At 44.2% G+C, this 22,441-nt stretch carries 23 protein-coding genes; 12 read left to right on the top strand and 11 right to left on the bottom strand.

What is annotated here, in order from left to right:
* Positions 1-5 precede the first annotated feature (5 nt).
* The gene (locus J6I44_RS18505; RefSeq protein WP_265767685.1) at positions 6-701 is read right to left on the bottom strand and encodes a succinate dehydrogenase cytochrome b subunit; all 696 of its coding nucleotides are present in this window, start codon (positions 699-701) and stop codon (positions 6-8) included.
* 209 nt (positions 702-910) lie between these two features.
* Here J6I44_RS18505 and J6I44_RS18500 point away from each other — a divergent pair, with 209 nt between their 5' ends.
* From J6I44_RS18500 to coaBC, 7 genes are all read left to right on the top strand, one after another.
* Complete coding sequence (locus tag J6I44_RS18500; RefSeq protein ID WP_265767684.1) at positions 911-1,525, top strand: IMPACT family protein; 615 nt, start codon at positions 911-913, stop codon at positions 1,523-1,525.
* Between the two features lie 169 nt (positions 1,526-1,694).
* Positions 1,695-2,252 (top strand): cob(I)yrinic acid a,c-diamide adenosyltransferase, encoded by a 558-nt coding sequence (locus J6I44_RS18495; RefSeq protein WP_265767683.1) that lies wholly within the window; start codon positions 1,695-1,697, stop codon positions 2,250-2,252.
* 90 nt (positions 2,253-2,342) lie between these two features.
* Complete coding sequence (gene glmM, locus J6I44_RS18490) at positions 2,343-3,686, top strand: phosphoglucosamine mutase (RefSeq protein ID WP_265767682.1); 1,344 nt, start codon at positions 2,343-2,345, stop codon at positions 3,684-3,686.
* Between the two features lie 75 nt (positions 3,687-3,761).
* Complete coding sequence (locus tag J6I44_RS18485; protein ID WP_265767681.1) at positions 3,762-4,643, top strand: YicC/YloC family endoribonuclease; 882 nt, start codon at positions 3,762-3,764, stop codon at positions 4,641-4,643.
* Entirely contained in the window at positions 4,636-5,211 is a 576-nt protein-coding gene (gene gmk / locus J6I44_RS18480; RefSeq protein WP_265767680.1) for a guanylate kinase, read from the top strand. Before J6I44_RS18485 ends, gmk begins: the two co-directional genes overlap by 8 nt.
* 15 nt (positions 5,212-5,226) lie before the next feature.
* Positions 5,227-5,520 (top strand): DNA-directed RNA polymerase subunit omega, encoded by a 294-nt coding sequence (locus tag J6I44_RS18475; RefSeq protein ID WP_265767679.1) that lies wholly within the window; start codon positions 5,227-5,229, stop codon positions 5,518-5,520.
* Between the two features lie 2 nt (positions 5,521-5,522).
* Positions 5,523-6,722, top strand: a complete 1,200-nt coding sequence (gene coaBC / locus J6I44_RS18470) for a bifunctional phosphopantothenoylcysteine decarboxylase/phosphopantothenate--cysteine ligase CoaBC (protein WP_265767678.1) — start codon at positions 5,523-5,525, stop codon at positions 6,720-6,722.
* Between the two features lie 21 nt (positions 6,723-6,743).
* On the opposite strand, the gene J6I44_RS18465 is transcribed toward coaBC, so the two are convergent.
* Positions 6,744-8,879: a PAS domain S-box protein gene (locus J6I44_RS18465; protein WP_265767676.1), complete on the bottom strand. Its 2,136-nt coding sequence runs from the start codon at positions 8,877-8,879 to the stop codon at positions 6,744-6,746.
* Positions 8,880-8,938: 59 nt separating this feature from the next.
* The gene (locus J6I44_RS18460; RefSeq protein ID WP_265767675.1) at positions 8,939-10,081 is read right to left on the bottom strand and encodes a hypothetical protein; all 1,143 of its coding nucleotides are present in this window, start codon (positions 10,079-10,081) and stop codon (positions 8,939-8,941) included.
* A 140-nt stretch (positions 10,082-10,221) separates the two neighbouring features.
* Here J6I44_RS18460 and J6I44_RS18455 point away from each other — a divergent pair, with 140 nt between their 5' ends.
* Positions 10,222-11,184 carry a hypothetical protein gene (locus J6I44_RS18455; RefSeq protein WP_265767674.1) on the top strand — a complete coding sequence of 321 codons (963 nt, stop codon included), beginning with the start codon at positions 10,222-10,224 and terminating at the stop codon, positions 11,182-11,184.
* A gap of 1 nt (position 11,185) precedes the next feature.
* Positions 11,186-12,046 carry an esterase/lipase family protein gene (locus J6I44_RS18450; protein WP_265767673.1) on the top strand — a complete coding sequence of 287 codons (861 nt, stop codon included), beginning with the start codon at positions 11,186-11,188 and terminating at the stop codon, positions 12,044-12,046.
* Here J6I44_RS18450 and surE read toward each other — a convergent pair.
* From surE to J6I44_RS18415, 7 genes are all read right to left on the bottom strand, one after another.
* The gene (gene surE / locus J6I44_RS18445) at positions 12,043-12,804 is read right to left on the bottom strand and encodes a 5'/3'-nucleotidase SurE (protein WP_265767672.1); all 762 of its coding nucleotides are present in this window, start codon (positions 12,802-12,804) and stop codon (positions 12,043-12,045) included. The genes J6I44_RS18450 and surE overlap by 4 nt on opposite strands.
* A gap of 142 nt (positions 12,805-12,946) precedes the next feature.
* Entirely contained in the window at positions 12,947-13,774 is an 828-nt protein-coding gene (panB, locus tag J6I44_RS18440; protein ID WP_265767671.1) for a 3-methyl-2-oxobutanoate hydroxymethyltransferase, read from the bottom strand.
* The gene (gene fabZ, locus J6I44_RS18435) at positions 13,771-14,217 is read right to left on the bottom strand and encodes a 3-hydroxyacyl-ACP dehydratase FabZ (protein WP_265767670.1); all 447 of its coding nucleotides are present in this window, start codon (positions 14,215-14,217) and stop codon (positions 13,771-13,773) included. The genes panB and fabZ overlap by 4 nt, the downstream gene beginning before the upstream one ends.
* A gap of 48 nt (positions 14,218-14,265) precedes the next feature.
* Positions 14,266-14,955, bottom strand: a complete 690-nt coding sequence (gene ubiE / locus J6I44_RS18430) for a bifunctional demethylmenaquinone methyltransferase/2-methoxy-6-polyprenyl-1,4-benzoquinol methylase UbiE (RefSeq protein WP_265767669.1) — start codon at positions 14,953-14,955, stop codon at positions 14,266-14,268.
* Between the two features lie 65 nt (positions 14,956-15,020).
* Positions 15,021-15,644, bottom strand: a complete 624-nt coding sequence (locus tag J6I44_RS18425) for a histidine phosphatase family protein (RefSeq protein ID WP_265767668.1) — start codon at positions 15,642-15,644, stop codon at positions 15,021-15,023.
* Positions 15,645-15,650: 6 nt separating this feature from the next.
* Positions 15,651-16,286 (bottom strand): hypothetical protein, encoded by a 636-nt coding sequence (locus tag J6I44_RS18420; protein ID WP_265767667.1) that lies wholly within the window; start codon positions 16,284-16,286, stop codon positions 15,651-15,653.
* Positions 16,287-16,336: 50 nt separating this feature from the next.
* Positions 16,337-17,053 (bottom strand): ComF family protein, encoded by a 717-nt coding sequence (locus tag J6I44_RS18415; RefSeq protein WP_265767666.1) that lies wholly within the window; start codon positions 17,051-17,053, stop codon positions 16,337-16,339.
* 161 nt (positions 17,054-17,214) lie between these two features.
* Between J6I44_RS18415 and J6I44_RS18410 the strand changes: the two genes are divergently transcribed.
* Both J6I44_RS18410 and ligA read left to right on the top strand, forming a co-directional pair.
* Positions 17,215-18,303 carry a helix-turn-helix domain-containing protein gene (locus tag J6I44_RS18410; RefSeq protein WP_265767665.1) on the top strand — a complete coding sequence of 363 codons (1,089 nt, stop codon included), beginning with the start codon at positions 17,215-17,217 and terminating at the stop codon, positions 18,301-18,303.
* Between the two features lie 24 nt (positions 18,304-18,327).
* A complete protein-coding gene (gene ligA / locus J6I44_RS18405; RefSeq protein WP_265767664.1) occupies positions 18,328-20,331 on the top strand; it encodes an NAD-dependent DNA ligase LigA in 2,004 nt (667 codons plus the stop codon).
* A gap of 454 nt (positions 20,332-20,785) precedes the next feature.
* Here the strand turns inward: ligA and J6I44_RS18400 are convergent, their stop codons facing one another.
* On the bottom strand, positions 20,786-21,517 hold the full coding sequence (locus tag J6I44_RS18400) for a MerR family transcriptional regulator (RefSeq protein WP_265767663.1): 732 nt from the start codon (positions 21,515-21,517) through the stop codon (positions 20,786-20,788).
* Positions 21,518-21,780: 263 nt separating this feature from the next.
* Here J6I44_RS18400 and J6I44_RS18395 point away from each other — a divergent pair, with 263 nt between their 5' ends.
* Positions 21,781-22,287, top strand: a complete 507-nt coding sequence (locus J6I44_RS18395) for a DinB family protein (RefSeq protein ID WP_265767662.1) — start codon at positions 21,781-21,783, stop codon at positions 22,285-22,287.
* The last annotated feature ends 154 nt before the right edge of the window (positions 22,288-22,441 follow it).

Below are 22,441 nucleotides of genomic sequence, written 5' to 3'. Positions count from 1 at the left end.
CATCTTCAAACAAGTAATGCGCCCTGCCCACCGGTAAAGTAAATGTAGAGCGGAATGAAAAGAAATCCTACAGCCATCAAAACGGCAAATATAATACCTACCGTATATATCAAGGCCGAATACTGGTTATGCTTCATACTTAAGGAAGTGAAAGCGCTCCAAAAACCATGTCCCAAGTGGAAACCAAGCAAAATCATGACTGCGGTATATCCAAAAGCATAAAGTGGGTTTAGGAAAGTATTTATAACTAATGCCTTCAGATCCCGTGCTTCATGACCGTTCAGCATAATTGTTTCCGTGGCTCCAAATTTAAATGTATCGAGATGGAATACCAGGAATACCAGTAATACAATTCCGGTAACAATCATGGATTTAGATGCCCATGTTTGATGACTCGGACCTCCTTTACTCTGGTACTTGCTGTACCCTTCGGGCCGTGCTTTGCGGCGTTTCCACCAGATAGAAATTCCCAAATAGGCATGCAGCAAAAACGCAAATACCAAACCGGCTTCCAACACGTATAAAATCCAGCCCAAACTTTCGAGAGCATACGTATATTCGTTGAATGCCTGAGCATCCCCAAACAATTGAAGATTACCCAAAAGGTGTGTAATGATAAAAATAATTAAGCCAATACCCGTGATGCCCGTTAATATCTTTCGTCCAACTTGTGACTTTAGCGCTTTTAGAAGTGATGCCATCGCTGATAATCATTATTAAATTCTGTCTATTGACCCGCTGCTTTATGCCAACGCACGGATCCTCTTACCGAGGGGTGGAAGATGAGGCGAAATGGATAAAAAGGCAAGATTATGAGACAAGGTTTCAGTTTTTCAATCTTATTCAGAAATATTCTAAATTAGACCTGTTGTATCCACTAATTTAGAACATAAAATGGCCTTTGGCTCCCGTGCAAACACTATCTTCTACTTACAGTCACACCTTTCGAGAAAAAGGTTCAAAGTTTATAGGGTATCTTTTTCCCGTTTCATCCAAAAAAAATTTCCAAAAGGAGCTTCAAAGCATCATCTCAGAGTATCCGGATGCGACCCATCACTGTTATGGCTGGCGCATTAATCCTCATAAAATAGAAGAATTCGCTCAGGATGACGGTGAACCAAGCGGCACGGCCGGTTTGCCGATCCTCAATGAGTTAAAGTCGCACGAGCTGGTTAACTGTGGATGTATAGTGGTGCGCTACTATGGTGGAACTAAACTGGGTAAATCGGGATTAATACAAGCCTATGGCAAATCTGCACGCCTCTGCCTGCACCAAGCCTCTTTTTCTGCACTTGTACTTACTCAAAACTTCAGGATTACCTACGATTATTCAACACAGAGCGAAATTGACCAGCTAAAAAATACGTTCGACCTCAAAGAATTATCCGCCGAATACCTGGAAAAGGTAACGCTTGTTATGGGCTGTCGCATCGAACAGGCCCCCTCCTTTCATCATGCTCTGGAACAACGACAACATCTTGGCATTGAAACTGAAAAGCTCGAGCGCGGTTTCGTAACGCTTTAACATCCAGTTTTTAATTGCGCCTGCAAAAGTGCAACACGCCTTGTACCTTATTGGCCAAAGAACTTGCAAAATTTTACGTGTTATACTGCCCCAAATGCTATTAGGTTCAGAATAACAATACCAAGTAGTTCTATGAAACTCTTAGCACGAATATTAACAACAGACTGTTATGAAAATCTATACCAAGAAAGGCGACCAAGGTAACACCTCCCTCTTCGGAGGGACACGCGTTCCCAAGTCATCAGCTCGTATTGAAGCCTATGGCACTGTTGATGAGCTAAATTCCATCGTTGGTCTTGGAGCAAGCTATACTCTTTCTGACCAGGGGACTAAGTGGGTTAAAAAAGTGCAGGAAGACTTATTTGTGCTCGGTGCCGACTTAGCTACCCCCCCTTCTTCCAAGACACGCATCGACCGGATTAATGAAGAGGCTATTACTTACCTCGAAGAGGCTATCGATACAATGGAGGAAGAACTTCCCACCCTTAAAAACTTTATTTTACCCGGCGGATCTCAGGCAGGAGCTACGTTCCATCTGGCACGCACCGTCTGCCGCAGAGCAGAGCGGGCGACTGTTGCCTGTCGCAAGACGGAAGAAATATCGGACCTGACAATCAAATACCTGAATCGACTGTCCGATTTCTTTTTTGTGCTGGCTCGTTTTGAAAACAAAAAAGCCGGAACGCGGGAAGAAGCCTGGAAACCAGATCATCAGTCGCCTAAATAAGCGTTGCCATTGAACTTTGAGTTTGTATATTCTATCCGTACAGAAAATGTAGTATTAAAAGTTAGAAGCTTAACTGATTAACATTTAATTATGGCACTTATGATTTCCGTCTCGGGCATCCGGGGCATTTTTGGTACTGACCTTACTCCTGAAAACCTCGGCCGTTTTACTGCTGCTTTTGGTGCGTGGTCCAGTAGTGGAAAAATTGTTGTAGGTCGTGACACCCGCGTAACCGGTCAGATCTGTGAAGATATCGTAGTTGCGACTCTCCAATCGGTCGGCTGTGATGTTGTTAAAGTAGGCGTGGCTCCCACTCCTACGGTTGCCATGGGCGTTCATAAACACGATGCGGACGGTGCCATTATCATTTCTGCGAGCCATAATCCCGAAGAATGGAACGCCCTTAAACTCTTAAATGGCAAAAGTGAATTTCTGGATGCCGAAGAGGGAGAAAAAGTCATCCAGATTAGCGAAGAGCAGTCCTATCAATATAAACCCTTTGACGAAATTGGCTCGGTGGAGGTAGATTCGCAAGCCTTAGATTATCATATTCAGAAAATTTTAGCTCTTCCTTATATCGACCAGGAACTCATTGCTTCCAAAGATTTTACCATCGGCCTTGATCCGGTCAATGGTACGGGGGGTATTGGCATTCCGGCCATCCTGGAGGCCCTGGGGGTGGATACTATCCATGCAATTAATGAAGAACCCACGGGACTTTTTGCCCACAACCCCGAACCCCTGCCGGAGCACCTGCAGGATATTTCTGCGCTCGTAAAAGAAAAGGAATGCGATCTCGGTATTGTTACTGATCCTGATGCCGACCGGCTGGCTCTTATCACCGACCAAGGACGACTTTTTGGTGAAGAATATACCCAGGTAGCGGCTTTTGACTTTCTGTTGGATAAAAAGCCGGGGCCATGTGCCACTAACCTTTCCTCCTCTCGCGCCGCTGAAGATATTGCCAAAAAACATGGCCAACAATGCCATCGCTCGGCAGTAGGCGAAATTAATGTGGTTCAAAAAATGAAGGAAGTAGACGCTGTTATTGGCGGCGAAGGAAATGGAGGCGTCATCAACCCAGACTTGCACTACGGCCGCGATGCATTAGTGGGCGTAGCCATGATCTTGCAACTACTTGCAGAACGCGATATCACAGCTGATGAATACAGAGCTACTCTTCCCGACTACGAGATGCGCAAAAGTAAAATGCAGCTTGCCGATGTAGATGGTGATGCTATCCTTCAAAAAGCACAAGCCGTTTATCAGGATCTTGATCCAGATACAACCGACGGGGTGAAAATTGATTTTGAAGATGGATGGGTCCACCTGCGTAAATCCAATACGGAGCCTATTATTCGGGTTTACTCTGAAGGCACTACCGCAGAAAAAGCCAAAGTGCTGGCTGATAAAGTGGTGAAAGCCGTGCAATAGCATTTTATTCGAGGCCTTACTTTCTTATATTTGCCCTAAAATTATTGTTAATATTCATTTTACCCGGATTCCTTTATGATTACATCCATGACCGGATTTGGTCGCGGAGAAGCCTCTTCTGACGGCATTTCTGTTACCGTTGAATTAAAAACTGTTAACAGCCGCTATCTTAATATATCCCTCCGGCTTCCCCAGATTATTCAAGAGAAGGAGCTTGTATTTAAAGAGCTGCTTCAACAGCATATGCAACGGGGTAAAGTGAATGTTAACGTCCGCGTTGACAAAGCTAATACCGGCAAGCCCGAGGTTACCTTCAATAAAAACCTGGTTCGCGGTTATCGTAAAATGCTCAACGACTTACGAGAAACAGCCAATATTGATAAGCCCGTCACTCTGGATGATCTCCTGCAATTTAATGATATTTTTGAGTCTCGCGAGGAAGATGAAGAGACCCAAAAAATCGTTTGGGAGCTCTGCCATTCTGCTACCCAGCAAGCGGCCGAAGCTCTTTCAAAAATGCGGTTACAAGAAGGAACACAGCTGGAAAAAGACCTGCTTGACCGGATCAATCATATTGAAAAAATGTTGGGAATCATCCAGGAAAAGACCAATGGCCGGGCAGAAGAGACTAAGCAACAGTTGTTAGAACGAATTGAAAACTTAGTTGATAATGACAAAATTGATCCGGATCGGCTGGAAATGGAGGTAGCTGTGCTGGTCGATAAAATGGATATTACTGAAGAGATTGTGCGCACCCAGTCTCATATTAAATTTTTTCGAGAGGCTGTAAAGAATGAAGAATCCGTGGGACGACGACTTAACTTTTTAAGCCAGGAAATCAACCGTGAAATTAACACCATCGGTTCCAAGGCTAATGATTCAGAGATATCACAGTATGTTGTTCAGGCCAAAGAAAGTTTAGAACAAATTCGAGAGCAGGTACAGAACGTTGAGTAAAGCCAACCGTGGAAAAATAATTGTACTCGTAGCTCCAAGTGGCGCCGGAAAAACGACTTTAGCCCGGCGTTTGTTAAACGATTATCCTCAAATCAAATTTTCGGTATCCGCAACAACGCGTCCACCACGTGAGGGGGAACAAGACGGCCAGGCCTATCATTTTTTATCCGAAGAAGAGTTTGATACCAAAGTACAAGACCATCAATTTTTGGAGTGGGAACACTACGGTGGAAATCGTTATGGTACCCTTCGATCCGAAGTTGATAAATTAGTGGAATCTGGCTATTTTCCCTTGCTTGACATTGAAGTGAAGGGTGCCCTGAATGTTCTCGAAATGTATGGATCAGATGTGGTGTCAATTTTTATCAAGCCCCCTTCAATGGAGGTTTTGAAAACTCGCCTCCAAAACAGAGGTAGTGAAACAGACCATTCACTTCAGAAAAGACTGGCCCGGGCTGAACAAGAATTGAGCTTTGCCCAGCGCTTCGATTATGCTGTAGTTAACGATGATTTAGATACCGCATACGGAGAAATACAAGCTATTATTGAATCTTTTATTACCGATTAAAAAGCGAACATTACTATGCCTATTAAGACGCTTGATATTGAGAAGCTAAATAAGAACACTGGAAATCAGTATGAATTGATTTCTATCATGTCTAAACGTGCGCGTCAGGTGGCGGCACAAGAAAAGCTTGAGCTGGATGAAAAGCTGAAATATTTTGAAGGCTTTGAAGATGAAGATGAATTTTCTTTCAATGAAGAGCAGGAAAATATTTCTAAGGAATTTGAGAAATATCCACATGCCACACAGCGGGCCATCGATGAAATGCGGCGTGGCGAAATCTATTTTCGATATCCTCAAGACGAGGAATAACGATGTTATCCGACAAACGGATAATTTTAGGAGTTACCGGAGGAATTGCAGCCTATAAGGCTGCTTTTCTTTTACGTGCCTTCCAAAAAGCCGGTGCTGAAGTACGCGTTACAATGACTCCCGCGGCACATCGCTTTGTAGGAGTCGATACTTTTGCCTCTCTCTCGAAACATCCTGTTGCTACCCACATCTTCCCGGAAAATCAAGCAGCTGCTGATAGCTGGACTCAGCATATTGAATGGGGCGAATGGGCCGACCTTTTTATTATTGCTCCCTGTACGGCCAATACTATAGCCAAGATTGCCGGGGGCATCTCTGATAATATGCTTACTTCAACGGTGCTGGCTGCTCGCTGTCCCCTGCTTATATGTCCCACTATGGACGGAGAGATGTACCGTGCCCCAGCCGTAAAACGGAACATCCAAACATTGAGAGACGACGGATACCATATCCTGGAACCTGAGGAAGGTTATTTAGCCAGTGGGCTGGAAGGCAAAGGGCGCCTGCCAGAGACTGAAGATATTTTAGACGAATCAAGCGCCATCCTGACTCGAACAGTCAGTGAAGGTCCCCTTAGCGGCAAAAAAGTAGTCGTTACGGCCGGACCTACCCGGGAATTCATTGATCCTATTCGGTTTATATCCAATCCCAGTTCAGGGAAAATGGGCTTTGCGATGGCTGATGCCGCACAACAGCTGGGCGGGGAGGTCACCGTCATTCACGGCCCGGTTCAACTGCCTAAAACAGAGGGTATCAACTATATCGGGATTACCTCAACCGCAGACCTTTTTGAAGAGATGAAGCATCACGCGGATGCCGATGTCATTATTATGGCGGCTGCTGTATCCGACTTTACTCCCGCTGATTATCATGGACAGAAGGTGAAAAAAGACGAAGCCAAAGAAACTCTGCACCTACAATCAACGCAGGATATTTTACAGTGGCTCGGCCAGCATAAGCAAGAGGCACAAACGCTCATCGGCTTTGCTATGGAAACTGAGGATCTCGTTAAAAATGCCCGACAGAAATTAAAGAAAAAGAATCTCGACTGGATTATAGCTAACACTATATCTGCAGAAAATGTGGGCTTTGAATCTGATTCAAATACCGTTACTGTTATTAACAAGCAGAGCACTGAATCTTTTGCAGGTTCCAAGAAAAAGATTGCTCAGAAAATATTAGCCCTCATCTTTAAGGCATAGGCCTCCAAGTAACTGTTAATGTTAAACCCGTCCGGAGCTGCTGGATCCGCCTACATCTGCCTTATTAAAGGAAAAAGAAATAGCCGTTCCCCATTCGCCCGTATCTATATCCAGATTGGCATCGAGCTGCTTAACTAAGTTTTCAATAAGCGATATTCCCAGCGAAGTTTTACGCAATTCGTCAAAATTATCGGCTAAACCTACCCCATCATCCTTAACTTCTACGGTAATGACTCCCTCTTTCTCAATGACCTTCACTTCTATCAACCCCTTCTGCCTTCCCTTAAAAGCATATTCAAAACTATTGGTAATCAGTTCATTGATATTAAGGGCACAGGGAATAGCCTGATTTATATTCAATGTACATTCATTACACTTTACCTCCACTTGTATATTTTTATTCTCTGGAGACAGAGTATTGGAAATTACCCGAACCAGCTTCTTAACATAGCTATCCATATTAATCTGGGATAATTTCTCTGACTGGTATAACATTTCATGTACAATAGCCATGGACTTGATACGTAACTGGCTATCTTGCAAATAACTTGTCAAACGGGGTTCTTCTACACTTAGCATCTGCATTTGTAATAATCCGGATACAATAGCAAGGTTATTTTTTACCCGGTGATGAATTTCTTCGAGCAAAACTTGTTTCTCATCGAGCGACCTTTTGAGCTCCCGTTCATACCTTTTTTGATCTGATATATCAACATATATGCCAAATCCTGCTATTGGTTTATCATCCAGGTACACCGGAATGATACTTAACAGAAGATCAAGCTTTTCTCCTTCTTTATTGTAACGCTGTATATCCATATAAAGCTCTTGCCCTTTCAAGCCTTCTTCCGTCATTCTTGGTGCATCTTCATCAGACCCTAATATTTGATCCAGATCCCTGCCCAAAAGCTCATCTTTCTCAAACCCAAATAGCTGTTCAAAACTTTGATTTACTTTTGTAACCTTATTTTGCGTATCGACCATCACCATTGCACTTGGTGCTTCCAGAAATAGTTTGCGAAACAACTCCTCACTCCGGCGTAATTCTTCCTGATCCTTATTTTGCTTGGTCACATCCCGAACAATAGCCTGCACATATCCTCCATCTTCATCAAGACTAATACTGTTAAGGCTAATCTCCGTATCAATAAGGGTTCCGTCTTTTTTTTGATGCCGCCATGGAAAAACCTGGGGACCTTCGGTCAACGCCTTGTCAATGACTTTGCGTGCCTGTTCCAGAGAAGGGTTACCATCCGGTTGGTATTCTGGTGAAAAGTCAGCAGGCGTCTGCCCTAAAATTTCATCTTTTGTGCATCCAAAGATATTACAAACTTGCTGGTTACAGGCGATAAAAGTATCTCCCTTCATCAAAAAGATGCCATCATTGGCATTTTCAAAAAGCCGCTGATACCGAAGCCTCATCCTCTTTTGCCTGGTAATCTCTTCCACAAAGGTAATGGTAGAAATGAGCTGGTCATTATTATCTCTTATAGCCGAGGCGTGCACTCGCAAATCGATTAATTTGCCATCGGGCCGGTATATCTTAATATCAGTCCGTGTTTTATTCTTTTCCCCAGCTTGTATAGCAGACATTTCATTTTCAACGATCTGCAAATCATCTTCGGAATAAAATTGGAAGAAATAGGGCGTTTTCCCCAGCACCTCTTCCCGGCTATATCCTATTATTTCTGATATGCGGTCTGACCACTCAATAATTTCGAAACTGGAACTCCATTTGATCATCCCCAACGGACTATTATTTACATGCTGGCTGAGTTCATCAAAGGCTTTTTGGGCTTTCTGCTCTGCTTCAACACGATCTGTAACATCATGTATAAAAACGATCCGAGCCCTTTTATTCTTAAAAGTGATAGGATGAGAGGAAATCATTACATAAAAATGTTCCCCATCTTTTGAGATATGCTCTACAGAATCCTCACGAATAATTTCTGGATTCTTGTATCCTGAGGTCATTTCATCTAGTCCCCCCGCTACCCCATTGGAGGACTGTATATCTGTGAGTCTAAGTTTTAAAGCTTCCTTCTCTCTATATCCATATTTCTTTATGAAAGCCTGATTGACCTTCACAATCTGTAATGAGTCTAACTCAAAAATAAAGACGGGGTTCGGATTTAACTCAAACAGTTCTTGTTCCATACTACTACCCCTAAATTATATATTACCTCTCTAATATAATGTAAATATCAGCAGAAAATCTAAAACTCCCACTTATACGTCCGATGCGTTTTATGATGATGGCATCCCAAAGCCTCCAAACTTCGCTGCATCAGCCAATTTTTTTCACTCACCCACGCCCCTTCTAAATATTCCAGGCTGGGAGCCGCTTTTTTAGTAAATTGGATGCCACGGGTAAACGTCAGAGCTTCCAACCCCATTTTTCTAAACTTGGGTTTAGTACCGTAGACCAGCGAGCGCAGGTGTTTGGCCCGGCGCTTAAACCACAGTAACTTGGGGTAATGCCACCAACGTAGACGACCGTCTGTTTCTCTTGAAATTTCATTGAGATCCGGCACGCAAACAATAAAAGAAGCTGGCTCATCATCAACAAAGGCGATTAGGATACTCTCCGGAATCATTACCGGCTTCAGCTTCTTGACCATGGCTTGGACCGTCTCCCTGGCCAGTTCTGTAAACTCTGATTCACGCTCTCCAATATCCTGATTGCTCCAGGCATCATTATATATTTCCCGGATGAATTCGGCATCGCGCTGTAGATTACTCATATCAATAGAACGTAACGAAACGCCGGATCGACTTTCGATGCGATTTGTAATTTTCTGCATACGCTCGGGAATCGGCTGATCAAAGTTCCGCTTATAACTCCAATGGTCATCCAACTTTTGAGCGCCCGTTTGCTCTAACAGTTCTTTATAATAAGGTGCATGATAAAACATCCCATAGATGGGCGGTTCTTCATAATTTTCAACCAAGAGTCCCCAATAGGTATCATTTTCTCCAAAATTAATAGGTCCCCGCATAGCTTGGTAGCCCCGCTCTTTATGCCACTCTTTTGCAAATGATACGATCGCCCGGGCCAGTTCGGGATCGTTTTCCATTTCTATAAACCCCAGCCCTCCCATTGTGGGCTCCAGTACTTTGTCACGTTCTGGTGAATTCATCACGGCAAAGCGCCCTGCTACCCGACTATCCCTATGCACTAAATAACGTTCACACTCTCCATAATTAAAAAAATCGTTGTGATCAGGATCAAAAACATTTTCAATCTCAAATCGAAAGGGAGGTGCCCAATGGGGATCGTCCTCATAAATACGAAAAGGTAATTCATGAAAAGCATCAACTTCTTGTGATGTTTCAACACGGCTAAAAGAGTATGGCATATTGCAAAAAAATTCAGATCGTTAGGGTCGATTACTGCTAAAATAACAGCCGTTCATTCATTTTAATTTATCATAGATTTACAACAGAATAACGCCTATTATTAGATGGCTTGAATGCCAACTAAATATCTACAACTGGCGTGAAGGAACAAAAGAAAAAACGATTTATTGCTCTGCTATTGCTGGCGGCATGCCTGCTAAGTGGTTACATGCTATTCCAGACCTCTGATGGGGCCACCAGGCATTTGCAGTCATTTGCTGAGGCCGACTCTCTTATAGAGCTTGAACTGTCTAACTTTAGCATTAGCAAACACCAAATTGAGCGCACTTCCGTATCGCTTGACTCCTCTTTTAACCGTAAAATTTACCGGGTTGACCTACCCGAAGGGTTTTCTAAAACTCAATTGCATGCAGAGTTAAACCAGGTTTTCCATCCCTACGGTATTGCCATGCCGGCGAAAGTTACATTCCCGGAACAGGAAATGCAGATTCATCTGGAGTATAAGCAGACTGTTATCCGCACGGTCGAGTTACGAACCGATGCTGACCTAACGCTGCAGCGTAACAGAGCCAGCATCATCATTGCCTTTAATGAGCTGCCGGATGTTGACCTGCTTAATGTTATTTCCAACTTTGGAGAACCGATCCCTGTAGTACTTGGTGTCAACCATCCAATGGAAGCTAATGAAATTAGAAAATCACTTTCCGGACGATATAATCGATTTCTTTTTTGGCTGCAAACAGAAGATAACAAGGATTTAATCCGCAACAATCCCACTGCAGCTTTACGCCGAATGAAACAGTTTGAGGATATTCTGCCTCAGGCTGATATTCTGTTGGCCAACCAGGGACGAGAATCCAACAATAGTATTGTATCTGAAACCAATTTATCCTTTGTTAAGGTAGAAAATGCTTTGCGTCTGCATCAAGAACTTGGCAAGGCCGCTTTCCTGGAAGAATTGGAAACCCTAAAATCTGATCCTTCTTTCCCTGTTGCCATTATTACCGGCAATGAGACTACCTTAAGCTGGCTGGAACAAAAGCTGCCAGACCTAAAAAAAGCGGGCGTCCAGATCATACCGCCACCTAAAACAACATTTTGACATGTTAGAACGCTTTAATACCACCCAATGGCTGGATAAACTGCAGCTCGAGGAGTTCCCGGAACCTGATACCGTTCGCCTAAAGCACCCTGTGTTGCTATGCCATGGCTATGGAGCCATAGCCTCCCTGGTGAAACCTTCTCCGCTGTATGATGTAGCCATGCTGCTGCGAACCCATAACATCACGGCTTTTGCTCCCAACATTGTACCCTATGCTAAAATAGAAACCCGGGCTGAGAGCTGGGTTCATTTACTCTCGCGACTAACTGAAGGAGAATCCTTCGAAAAGGTGAATATTATAGCTCATAGCATGGGTGGGCTTGATATTCGTTATGCGCTTGCCAAACTTGACATTGCTCCCAAAGTGGCCTCATTGACGACGGTCTGCACACCGCATCATGGCACCTCTCTGGCTGAGCTCACCCTCAAAACTCCGGAGGCTATCAGAGATAAACTTGCCGACTTTCTCGACTGGATGGGGGATCGTATCTATCCGCATACCAAAAGTGATTCCGTAGCATCAGCGGCCCAATTAACGCGCCGTTATATCACGGAGGAGTTTAACCCCGTTATTGCTGACGTACCGGACATTCCCTACTACTCGTATAGCTCAGCTGTAGGGAAAGGAACGTCCCATCCCATTAAAGTGATGGGGCGTTACCAAAACAACCATATTTACGAGCAGGAAGGGATTAATGATGGTATGGTATCCGTGCAAAGTTCAAAATGGGGTAATCATATTGAAACCGTAAATCTCTCGCACTTAGAGCAAATGCACGTCCGCATAAAGAATGATCGGGAAGCTGCCTTCCAAGACTTTTGGCTGAATGTCATCCAAATGCTGGAAGAGAAGGGGCATTAAAGCTCAACATCTTCTACATCTTTAAGCAGAGAGTACGCCGTCATATCGTATTGGATGGGAGTAAGTGATGCATACCCCTTTTTCAGCACGTTGATATCCAGATCATCGCCTTCATCCAGCAGTTCCAGTCGGCCGGTGAGCCAGTAATACGATCGATTATTGGGATCCACGCGACCTTCGAACTCTTCAACATACCGACTATCGGCCTGTCGGGCCCACTTTATACCCTTAAGTTCGCCCGCCGGGACGTTCAGGTTGAGGGTCACTCCTTTGGGCAATCCCTGGTTCAAAACGTACCTGATAACCTTGCGGGCGGCCTCTTTGGAGCCGCTCAGGTCGGCATCTTCATCAAAATCGGTGCAGCTTACCGCAATGGAAGGATATCCTAAAATCGTGCCCTCCGTGGCCGCACTTACAGTGCCGGAATAGAGTATATTGACTCCGGCGTTACTTCCATGGTTAATTCCGCTTACCACCAGGTCAGGCTTGCGTTTCATCAGCTGATCGTGGGCCAGTTTTATAGAATCAGCAGGGGTACCCGTTACCGCCTGACCGCTAAACCGTCCGTCAATCTGGAACGAACGTGACCGCAGGGGCGTGCTAACCGTTACGGCATGTCCCACCGCGCTCTGCTGGCGGTCCGGGGCAATAATATGGACTTCCCCAAATTCGTCGGCTACCTCAGCGAGTGCCCGGATACCAGGAGAAAAAATACCGTCATCATTACAAATAAGAATTACAGGCTTATTATCACTCATAAAAAACTCTTTTACTTAAGTCACTCTAACGTTCAATTAATCTACGCTTTTCAACGCTTAATTTGTAATGATGAATGTTAAATAAATAATAAAAATAGCCAGCTGATCAGTCGTTTAGCTACTACGAATCTCTGCCTATTTATCAATTATACTCTTCATCTTTATTGGGGAAATCACCCGACTTAACATCCTGGATGTAATGCTGTACGGCGTCAGTCATATCGGTATCCATATCAGCATAACGTCGTAAAAACCGCGGTTTGAAGTCTTTATTAAGTCCCAGCATATCGTGGGTTACCAATACTTGTCCATCACATTCATGCCCCGCACCAATGCCGATGGTGGGGATAGTAATTTCCTCAGTAACTTTTTGAGCAAGCTGAGCGGGTATTTTTTCTAACACAATGGAAAAACATCCCGCTTCTTCGAGACTTTTGGCATCATCTATAAGTTGCTGGGCTTCTTCAGTATCCGTAGCGCGTACTTTGTAGGTACCAAACTTATAAATGCTCTGGGGGGTGAGTCCCAGATGGCCCATTACGGGAATGCCGGCTTCCACAATTTTGGAAATTGTTTGTACCACGGGCTTCCCTCCTTCCAGTTTCACGCCATGCGCACCGGCTTCTTTCATCATTCTTCCGGCGCTTATTAACGCTTCTTTGGGCGTAACCTGATAACTCATAAAAGGCAAGTCTGCAATCACCAGGGCCGTTTCTACGCCACGAACTACGCAAGAAGTATGATAAATCATGTGATCGAGGGTCATCGGTACCGTGGTATCATAGCCTGCCATCACGTTACTGGCCGAATCACCTACTAAAATGACTTCAATACCCGCCTGGTCAAGAATACGAGCCATCGTATAGTCGTAAGCCGTGAGCATACTAATCTTCTGCCCATCGGCTTTCATATCAACGATGGTTTGGGTCGTTATTTTGGCAGGCCGATCTGTGGGATTCTGTGTGCTCATTCGTCTTCTTTTGGAACAATTGCAGATGTCGCTTCCAGTTCACACACCACGGTACCATCTACCTTTGCAGTCCCTTCCATGGTGGTAAAATTGCGGCGCCTGTTGGTAAGTTCTACTTCCATCATAAGCTGATCGCCCGGCACTACTGATCTTCTGAATTTTGCTTTGTTGATATTGGTAAAGACAATAAGGCTGTTATCCGGGTCTTCTATATGTTTTTCGGTAAGCATAATACATCCGGTTTGGGCCAGTGCTTCTACCTGCAGTACACCCGGCATTAGGGGCTTTCCCGGGAAATGACCATTAAAAAACTCTTCATTCACCGTAACATTTTTAAGCGCTAAAATACGCTTTTCTTCAAGCTCTAAGACCCGATCTACCAACAAGAAAGGATATCGATGAGGTAATACTTTTTTAATCGCTTCTATTTGCATTACTGACATGTCAAATGGTATTTAATTGTAGTAAAATTGGAGTTTAATATACATTTTTTATTGAACGGTACCCACATAAACATATGCAATTCCACCGGTTAATTTTTCAGATGTCTGCGACGAGAATGCGTCGGACTCCTTCATCAATGCTATAAACTTATCGCCCGCCGGAAACTCAGCACTTGTACGGGGCAGGTAGGTATATGCTTCCCGATTGCCACTAATCCAGCCACCGATAGCTGGCATAATATGCTGGCTATACAATTCGTATGGATACTTAAGCAGTCCCTTTGGCTGTCCAAACTCCAGTATAACCACCTTGCCACCCGGCTTTACCACCCGGCCCATTTCTTTAAGCGCCTGCACGGGGTCATCCACATTTCGGATTCCAAAGGCTATACTTGCAATATCAAACCGATCGTCTTCGTAGGGCAGATCCATGGCATCTGCCACCTCAAAATCCACTTCCAACTTCTTCTTGCGCGCCTTCTCGGGCGCATGTTTAATCATCTCCCTGCAAAAATCTGTGCCCAGCACATGCCCCGTTGGACCAACTTTTTCTTTAAACTGCAGGGCCAAATCACCGGTTCCGGTGGCACAATCGAGTACCCGATCCCCTTCTTTTGCGGTACTCAGATGCACCGTTCGATTACGCCATGCGTGATGTACCCCAAATGACAGGATGGAGTTAACGCGATCGTAGTCATCGGCGATATCCGCAAACATACTCCGTACTTTTTCACTCATAAATGCTCAACAATTTTAAATTTGATTCCTGTATCCACAGTTAAATTGACCGTTCTGCCTTCTTATCAGCTTAACGCTCCATTTTGCAAATGATCGGTGTTATGCAGGTAAACGGAATTATAATGCTCACCGTCCCAACGTAAATGATATAACGCTCCATTGCTGTGTTCAATATGGTGCATAGCTGACAGACCAAGTCCAAGCCAGTGCGATAGTAATATCCTTATCAGTCGCCCATGAAGTACAAACAATAAATTCGAGGTATGGTGTTCGGCCATAATTTGCTCAGCTTTAGTGGCGGCCCGATCTAATACCATTTGTGGGCTCTCACCACCAGAGGCCGCGAACGTAACATTCCCTGATTTCCAGTTGGTATGAAGAGTCTGTAATTCCGTTTTTATTTCTGATGCCCGCTTACCCTCAAACTCACCAAAATCCATTTCATCGAGCTCGCTGTAAGATTGAACATCCAGTCCACAATCCTGGCCAACAAATTCTGCGGTTTGGCGAGAACGCTTCAAGCTACTGCTATAAATATGATGCAAATCTAACGACTTGGCATGTGTTGCAATAGCTTTAGCCTGCTCACGGCCGGTTTCATTGAGAGGTGCATCAATACCTCTGCCCTGCATTTGGCTACGCCTGTTGTACTCGGTCTCTCCGTGTCGGGCCAAATATAAATTCGTCATATTCAGTTAACTTCCACCCTTTTTTCTGCTAATTGCTAATTCTTTAAATTTATCTTCCATACTTTGGATTTCTGAAGGAGCCTTGTTGTAATGCATTGCATATTTTACCAAAACCATCTTAAACACACGATCATTCAGCGATAGTTTTTCAGATTTCTCGTCATCAATCTTATCCCATAGCCGCTTTAGAAGGCCTAGTTTCATCAGGAAAAAGAATACCAGTCCGACTCCTGCTGCCAGGTATTGTCCATCCATGCCCACCAGGCTGATTACCACCAATGAAGTAATCAACAGGTAACCATCGGTATTCATCATTTTCAGCACCTTGCCCAGGTAGATGGTCACAAAACCACTTTTAAAACGATACCAGAAAAAATGGAAGGTAATAGCAATAATAGCTGCAAAAATGGGATGAATAAACATCAACAGTACCAGTAGAATAGTCAGGGCTAAACTGTCGGCACTGCGCACCCATGCCACGGCTTCCTCAACCAATAAATCGAGCGAACGTTCTTTTAATAAGCCCGGCACAAATTGTTCAATATGCTTTGCAGTTGTATGGAACCAGTCGCCGGTGCGAGTAACAATACCCAGTTGTGTTTCCAGGAATAAATTTTGAGATCGAGAGGTTTGTCTGTTCATAGTTCTAAAAATATCCTTCTTTTAGCAAAAAATGAATTATATCCTAAAAATTATGCCTGTGCAACGGTCAATACAACTACCGATTCAGCTCCGGATGCCCGCACCGTTTGGGCGAGCTCAAATGTAGTAGCTCCGGTTGTAAAAACATCATCAATGATGATAATCAACTTCTTATCTACCACAGATGGTACCTTCACCCGGAAGGCATCTTCGATATTCTGCAATCGTTTTTCTAAAGAAAAGCCGGTTTGCGTGCGTGTATTCTTTCTTCTGACGACACTTTTAATATCGCACAGTGGAATGTCAGGCCAGGCCTCTTGAAACCCTTTCGCAATCTTAAAGGCCTGGTTGAAGCCTCGATAACGAAATTTAAGATAATGCAGCGGTACTGGAAGAATAACGGCTTGGGGCGCCTCCTTTACAGTCCGCGACAAAAATGGATGCTTGTGTACCCGCTTCCCCAGCTCCCGGCCTAAATCTATACCGACGGTCGTTAAGCGTTCATATTTTAGTAAGTGCAGTAAATCCTGCAAGTCACCCCCTTTATCGAATTGCCATAAGGCATGTTGGGCAAGAACCCCTTCCGGAAGAAGCGTATCGCCGGAGCTCAGCTCATTACCAGGATTGGCGTCCTCAAATCGTTCCTGCAGACAAAAAGAACATATCTGCCGATGCTTCTGAGTGTTTTCTCTGCCACAGCAAACACACACTTTGGGAAAAAGAACCTCAGAAAGCCCTTCTGCAAGAATTTTGAATAATTTAGTCATCGTCAGGTCCTCCTTTTTACAGGTAAGTCCCTTGAAAAAGGGAATCCTTACAAATAAAAAAGTCAACTGGTCAAAAAACTTTTGCCAACCATGATATTTGCTTAGATTTACGCCTATTAAAGCGGCTCTTATATGAATATAATTAAATCTATAACTTGCCTATGCCATCACTGGGAAATGATCTGGCTTTAATTCGTAAAAGCCAGGGACTGACTATTGAAGAGATTCATCAGTCCACTAAAATTCCAAAGAAAGTTTTATCTTCCATTGAGGATAATTCTATCTTTCAAAATTCGGACGGTAGTGCTATATATGTCCGCAGTTATGTTCGGAGTTATGCCAAGGCCTTGTCTATTGAAGAACAAAAAATTGTGTATGCTCTGAATCGAGTACAGCACAATAATTACGATGGTTCTCTTATTGAGGATGAGCAACGCAGCAGCTTTGAGGATAGCGACGCTCCGGATCAAAAAAATGATGACATCACCGAGCAAACGAAAGATGATGAAGCTTCCCAAGAAGAGGAGGAAACCACTTCTGATCAGCCCTCACAACCCGAGGCTTCGGCGCCAAAAGAAGAAAATCCTGTACTGCGTTCTCAGGATGTGGAATCCGTAGATTGGGTAAACTTAGGGTACCAGTTCCAGCCTGCCAAGACCGTGAAATCCAAGAGGCGTTTTGCCCTTATCGTTGGGCTGATCTTGTTGGCAGTTGCTGCATTTTTTGTGTATTGGTTCTATTTCAAAGGCGCCCCGACCAACACTCAGACTACTCAGCAGGGCCTTCCCCAAACAACCAGTACCCCTGATTCTATCCAATCAGAGTTAAACCCTCGGGCAAGTGATGATACGGTGAATCTTTCTGATTTTAGAGGCCAACCTCAAGCTCAAGGGGCACTACCAGACACGCTCTCTATTGTACTGTATGCAGCATACGAGAAGCTGGAGCCGGTTAGAGTTTACACCGATATCACGGATCAGCTGAACCCCTACTGGATTCAACGCGGCGAAGCTATTGAGTTTGATTTTGTCAACGAATTTCATTTTCGGGACGGTCTATCCAGCATTGTACTGTTGATGAATGGGCACGTTATTACAGATTTTGAGGAGCAGTTTCTGAATCCTGAAACAGGCCGAGTGGAAATAAATCGTTCTTTTTTCCAGGAAGATTCCAAATGGCTCCAGCCCGCGCCGGATACCCTGCCCATCCAAGCGCCGCCCCCCTCCGTTGTTCACGACCTTGATAACTAATTTGATTTAAGAGTACCTCGCAATATGGATAAAGAATTGGCCCGGAAACGTGTAACTGAACTACGCGATTTTTTAGACCGAGCAAACAAAGCTTATTATCAAGAAGCACAACCTTTTATATCGGATAAAGAGTTTGATGAAAAATTAGCTGAGTTAGAGCAGCTGGAAGCGGAATACGATCTGCAGGAACCTGCCTCCCCTACCCGGCGTGTGGGCGGTGAACCCAGCAGTGACTTTGAAACCGTCCAGCATCCCACGCCCTTACTCAGTCTTGACAATACCTATAATGAAGACGAGCTCAATGACTTTGATCGGCGGGTGCGTGATCTCCTGGAACATACCGACTTCAGCTATATGGCTGAACTCAAATTTGACGGCGCTTCCATCCGGCTGCGGTATGAAGAGGGGAAACTGGTAGTCGGGGCCACACGCGGTGATGGTGAAAACGGCGATGATATTACCCGCAACATCAAAACTATTCGGGATATTCCGCTCCATCTTAACGGAGACTTTCCTTCTGTTGCGGAAATTCGGGGCGAGGCTTATATGGAACGCGAAGCATTTGCCCGGATGAACGAGCACCGGGAAGAACAAGGGTTGAATACTTTCGCCAACCCCCGGAACTCTACCGCGGGATCTTTGAAGATGCAGGATCCCCGGGAAGTAGCACGCCGCCCTATTCGGTTTTTCAGCTTTGACCTGCTTGTGGATTCCGAAGAAGACTCTTTGACCCAGTACCATAAGATGGAGTTGCTTCAGGAATATGGGTTACCCGTGTGCGAGCATTATCGAAAATGCTCCTCGATCGAAGAAGTTCACGAGCAGATAGATGAATGGAAAGAACTGCGCCACCAGTTGCCTTACGAAACCGACGGCGTGGTAGTAAAAGTGAACGAAGATAAATTCCGCGCCAAGTTAGGCTCAACTTCAAAATCTCCGCGCTGGGCTATTGCCTACAAATTTAAGGCTGAACAGGCAACCACAACCATCGAAGGTATTCGCCTGCAGGTGGGAAGGCTCGGTAAACTTACGCCCGTTGCGGACCTCAAAGCGGTAGAACTTGCCGGTACAACGGTCAAACATGCTTCTCTGCATAACGAGGATGAAATCCACCGCAAAGACATCCGGGTGGGTGACCAGGTTATCGTTGAAAAAGCCGGTGAAATCATCCCCCAGGTCATCAAGGTCGTAAATCCAGATCGTGAAGACCGCGGACCTGCATTCTCCATGCCTCCGGACTGTCCCGCATGTGGACATCCCCTGACCAAACTGGGCGATGACGTGGACTGGCGCTGCACCAATGCCGAATGTCCGCCTCAAGTTCGACAGCGTATCGCTCATTTTGCTTCCCGCGATGCCATGGATATTGAGGGACTCGGCGAGAAAGTAGTCGATCAGCTGGTTACCGAGGGATTGATCCATAACTATGCTGACCTGTATAAACTTGAAAAGGAACAATTGTTGCCCCTGGAACGGATGGCCGAAAAGAGTGCCCAAAACCTGCTTACAGCTATCGAAAAGAGCAAATCACAATCGTTAGACCGACTCATTTATGCCCTGGGCATCCGTTTTGTAGGCAAAACAGTGGCTCGCGACCTGGCAGCCTTTTTCCAGAATATGCGATCACTGATTGAAGCAAATGAAGAAGAAATCGCCGATATCGACTCTATTGGTCCTAAAATTGCTGAATCGGTGGTTACGTTTTTTAATGATGAGTCAAACCTTGCGATGGTTGACGCCCTGCAATCAGCGGGATTAACATTCGAGGTTGAAGAGCAGGAACAGGCCTCAGAAAAGTTGGCCGACAAAACCTTTGTACTTACGGGCAGCCTCCCTTCCCTAACGCGCAAAGAAGCGACCGAACTGATCGAGAAACACGGGGGTAAGGTTACTTCTTCTGTAAGTGGAAATACGGACTTTCTTTTAGCAGGAGAATCACCCGGAAGCAAATATGATAAAGCCCGGGAACGGGGCATTCCCATTCTTTCCGAAGAAGAATTCCGCTCTAAAATAGGCGAAGAACGGTAACGACTTTTATTATTCCTGCCATTCTTTTGAACGATAGAATGGAATATCCCAACTACGTCTTGCCCTTCAGCTGGCAAGTAATGCTTTGTTCAAACGTAGACCCGCGGACATAGGGTGACTTTCATGATATTGATGATTTTTATGACTGGATAGCTTACCAGAATTAAAATATTGTATCAGTATTTACAATAACAGCACGAAAAAAGCGATTACGTCTCCATAAAATCGTACCGATTTTGGGTAACATGTTGGATCTTAGATCAGTAATGCCCCCGGTTTCGATACAGATAAAATATATTATCCATCGACATTATCTGTATTGGTAACATCTTTTGAATACAAATAATATGATCATTATCGGCTATTATTCTCTATAGGCCCACTTCTTGAATATTATCCATTCGATACGTACCATAGAAACCATATGAATAAGCTTAGGTTAGGTGTACTATAATCAATCAGCTTTTTTCATTGCTTTACTAATAAATTGCATGGTCTCATTGTCCACATATCCATGAGAGGCCTCTTCAGTATCCTCATTACTGTACATGTTAGAAAGTGATTTCCGTATTTCTTTATTACCTCCGGTAAATTCCTGGATTAATTCTTCCCAGCGAGCAGCGAGTTCTTGCATCTTTTCGCTGTTCGGATCGGTATCCTTCTCCATTTCTGTTCGAACTTCTGCTATGAGTTCTTTCCATTCTTGCTGTACTTCTTTAATTCGTTCTTCACCAAGCTTCTGCTTCCGCTTTTCTAAATATTCCAATTGATCCTTCGTATAGTATTTTTCGTATTTAGTCATTGTATTTAAGGTTTTTAAAAGTTCTTCTGTAGAGAGATCCTCTGAAGATTTTAGAAGATTAGCGATTGTTTTCAGGCGACTGTAGAGTTCTTTTCCAAGTTCTATTTCAGTTCGTACTTGCTTCATCTGCCGGTATATAATTTTCTCCAAATTATAATCCTCATCTTCCAGGCATTCCTTTATCTCTTCTAGTTGTAATCCTATAAATTTGAGAGATCTTATTTTTTGGAGACGCTCCAGCTCGTCCCGCCCATACAACCGATATCCTGATCTGCTGCGTTTTGTAGGTTTTAACAGGTCAAGCTCATCGTAATAACGAATTGTTCTGTTAGTCAAACCAGTCTTTTCGGCAAGTTCTCCAATCTTTAACAGTCGGTCGTTCATGATTTTTCTTGTTTTATTGTTGTTCTGTCAATAAGATAAGACCTTACGTCGCGTCAGAGTCAAGAAATAATTTTATCTTTTAAAAAATCCAAGTTCAAAGTACACCTAACCAGCGCTATAAACGGACAGGCCTCACCCTCCCTTGCCCGCTTACCATTTTTTAGCTAACCTTCTTTTGTAACCAATTACAACATTCTGACGCCTGCCGCTTAAGCGCCAGGTCGTTAGGCGTAAGCAACTATCGAAATGTAAATCCAAGTAGAATGACGGTTCAAGATTTAGAAACTTTCTACGATTATAACTATTGGGCAAATAAAAAAATTTTGCCTGTGGTCTCCCAGCTTACAACTGCAGAATTTACCCAAACTGTTGCCGGAGGATACCGATCCATCAGAAATACAATGGTTCATTTACTTAGTACAGAATGGGGTTGGCTTAGTCGATGTGGTGGGCACCAACGCGGGGCAAGCCTTAAAGCTGAAGACTATCCCACAGTGGAGCCACTGATTAAGGATTGGCATAACGTTGAAAGTTATATGCGTGAATTTTTATCTCAATTCGAAGATGAGGATCTAAATCAAAGGGTTGAATACTCTGGCAAAGAAGACAAAAAACGGTCAATGCCTTTGGGAGAATTACTGCATCATTCAATTATTCATGGCGCACACCATCGCGGGCAAATTGCTGTGCTACTGCGAGAGCTCGGCTATGCCCCTGGAAGTTTTGATATCCTTTTTTATTACGCAGAAAAACACGGGGTTCCAGCATGATAAGCATTATTGGGAAAAGAGCTTACGCCTAACCCGCGCATACCCTTAGCTAAGAGTCAAATAAAAGTGTTAAAAAGGGTAACTAAGATGCACCTTTTCCACAAATGGAGGGATTCCATTTAAAAAAATCCCGATAAAGAGGTGGTTTTAGGCA

It is taken from the genome of Fodinibius salsisoli, assembly GCF_026229185.1.
Classification (GTDB): domain Bacteria; phylum Bacteroidota; class Rhodothermia; order Balneolales; family Balneolaceae; genus Fodinibius; species Fodinibius salsisoli.
The sequence above is the reverse complement of the archived record's forward strand: the minus strand, read 5'-3'. Positions and strand labels throughout refer to the sequence as shown.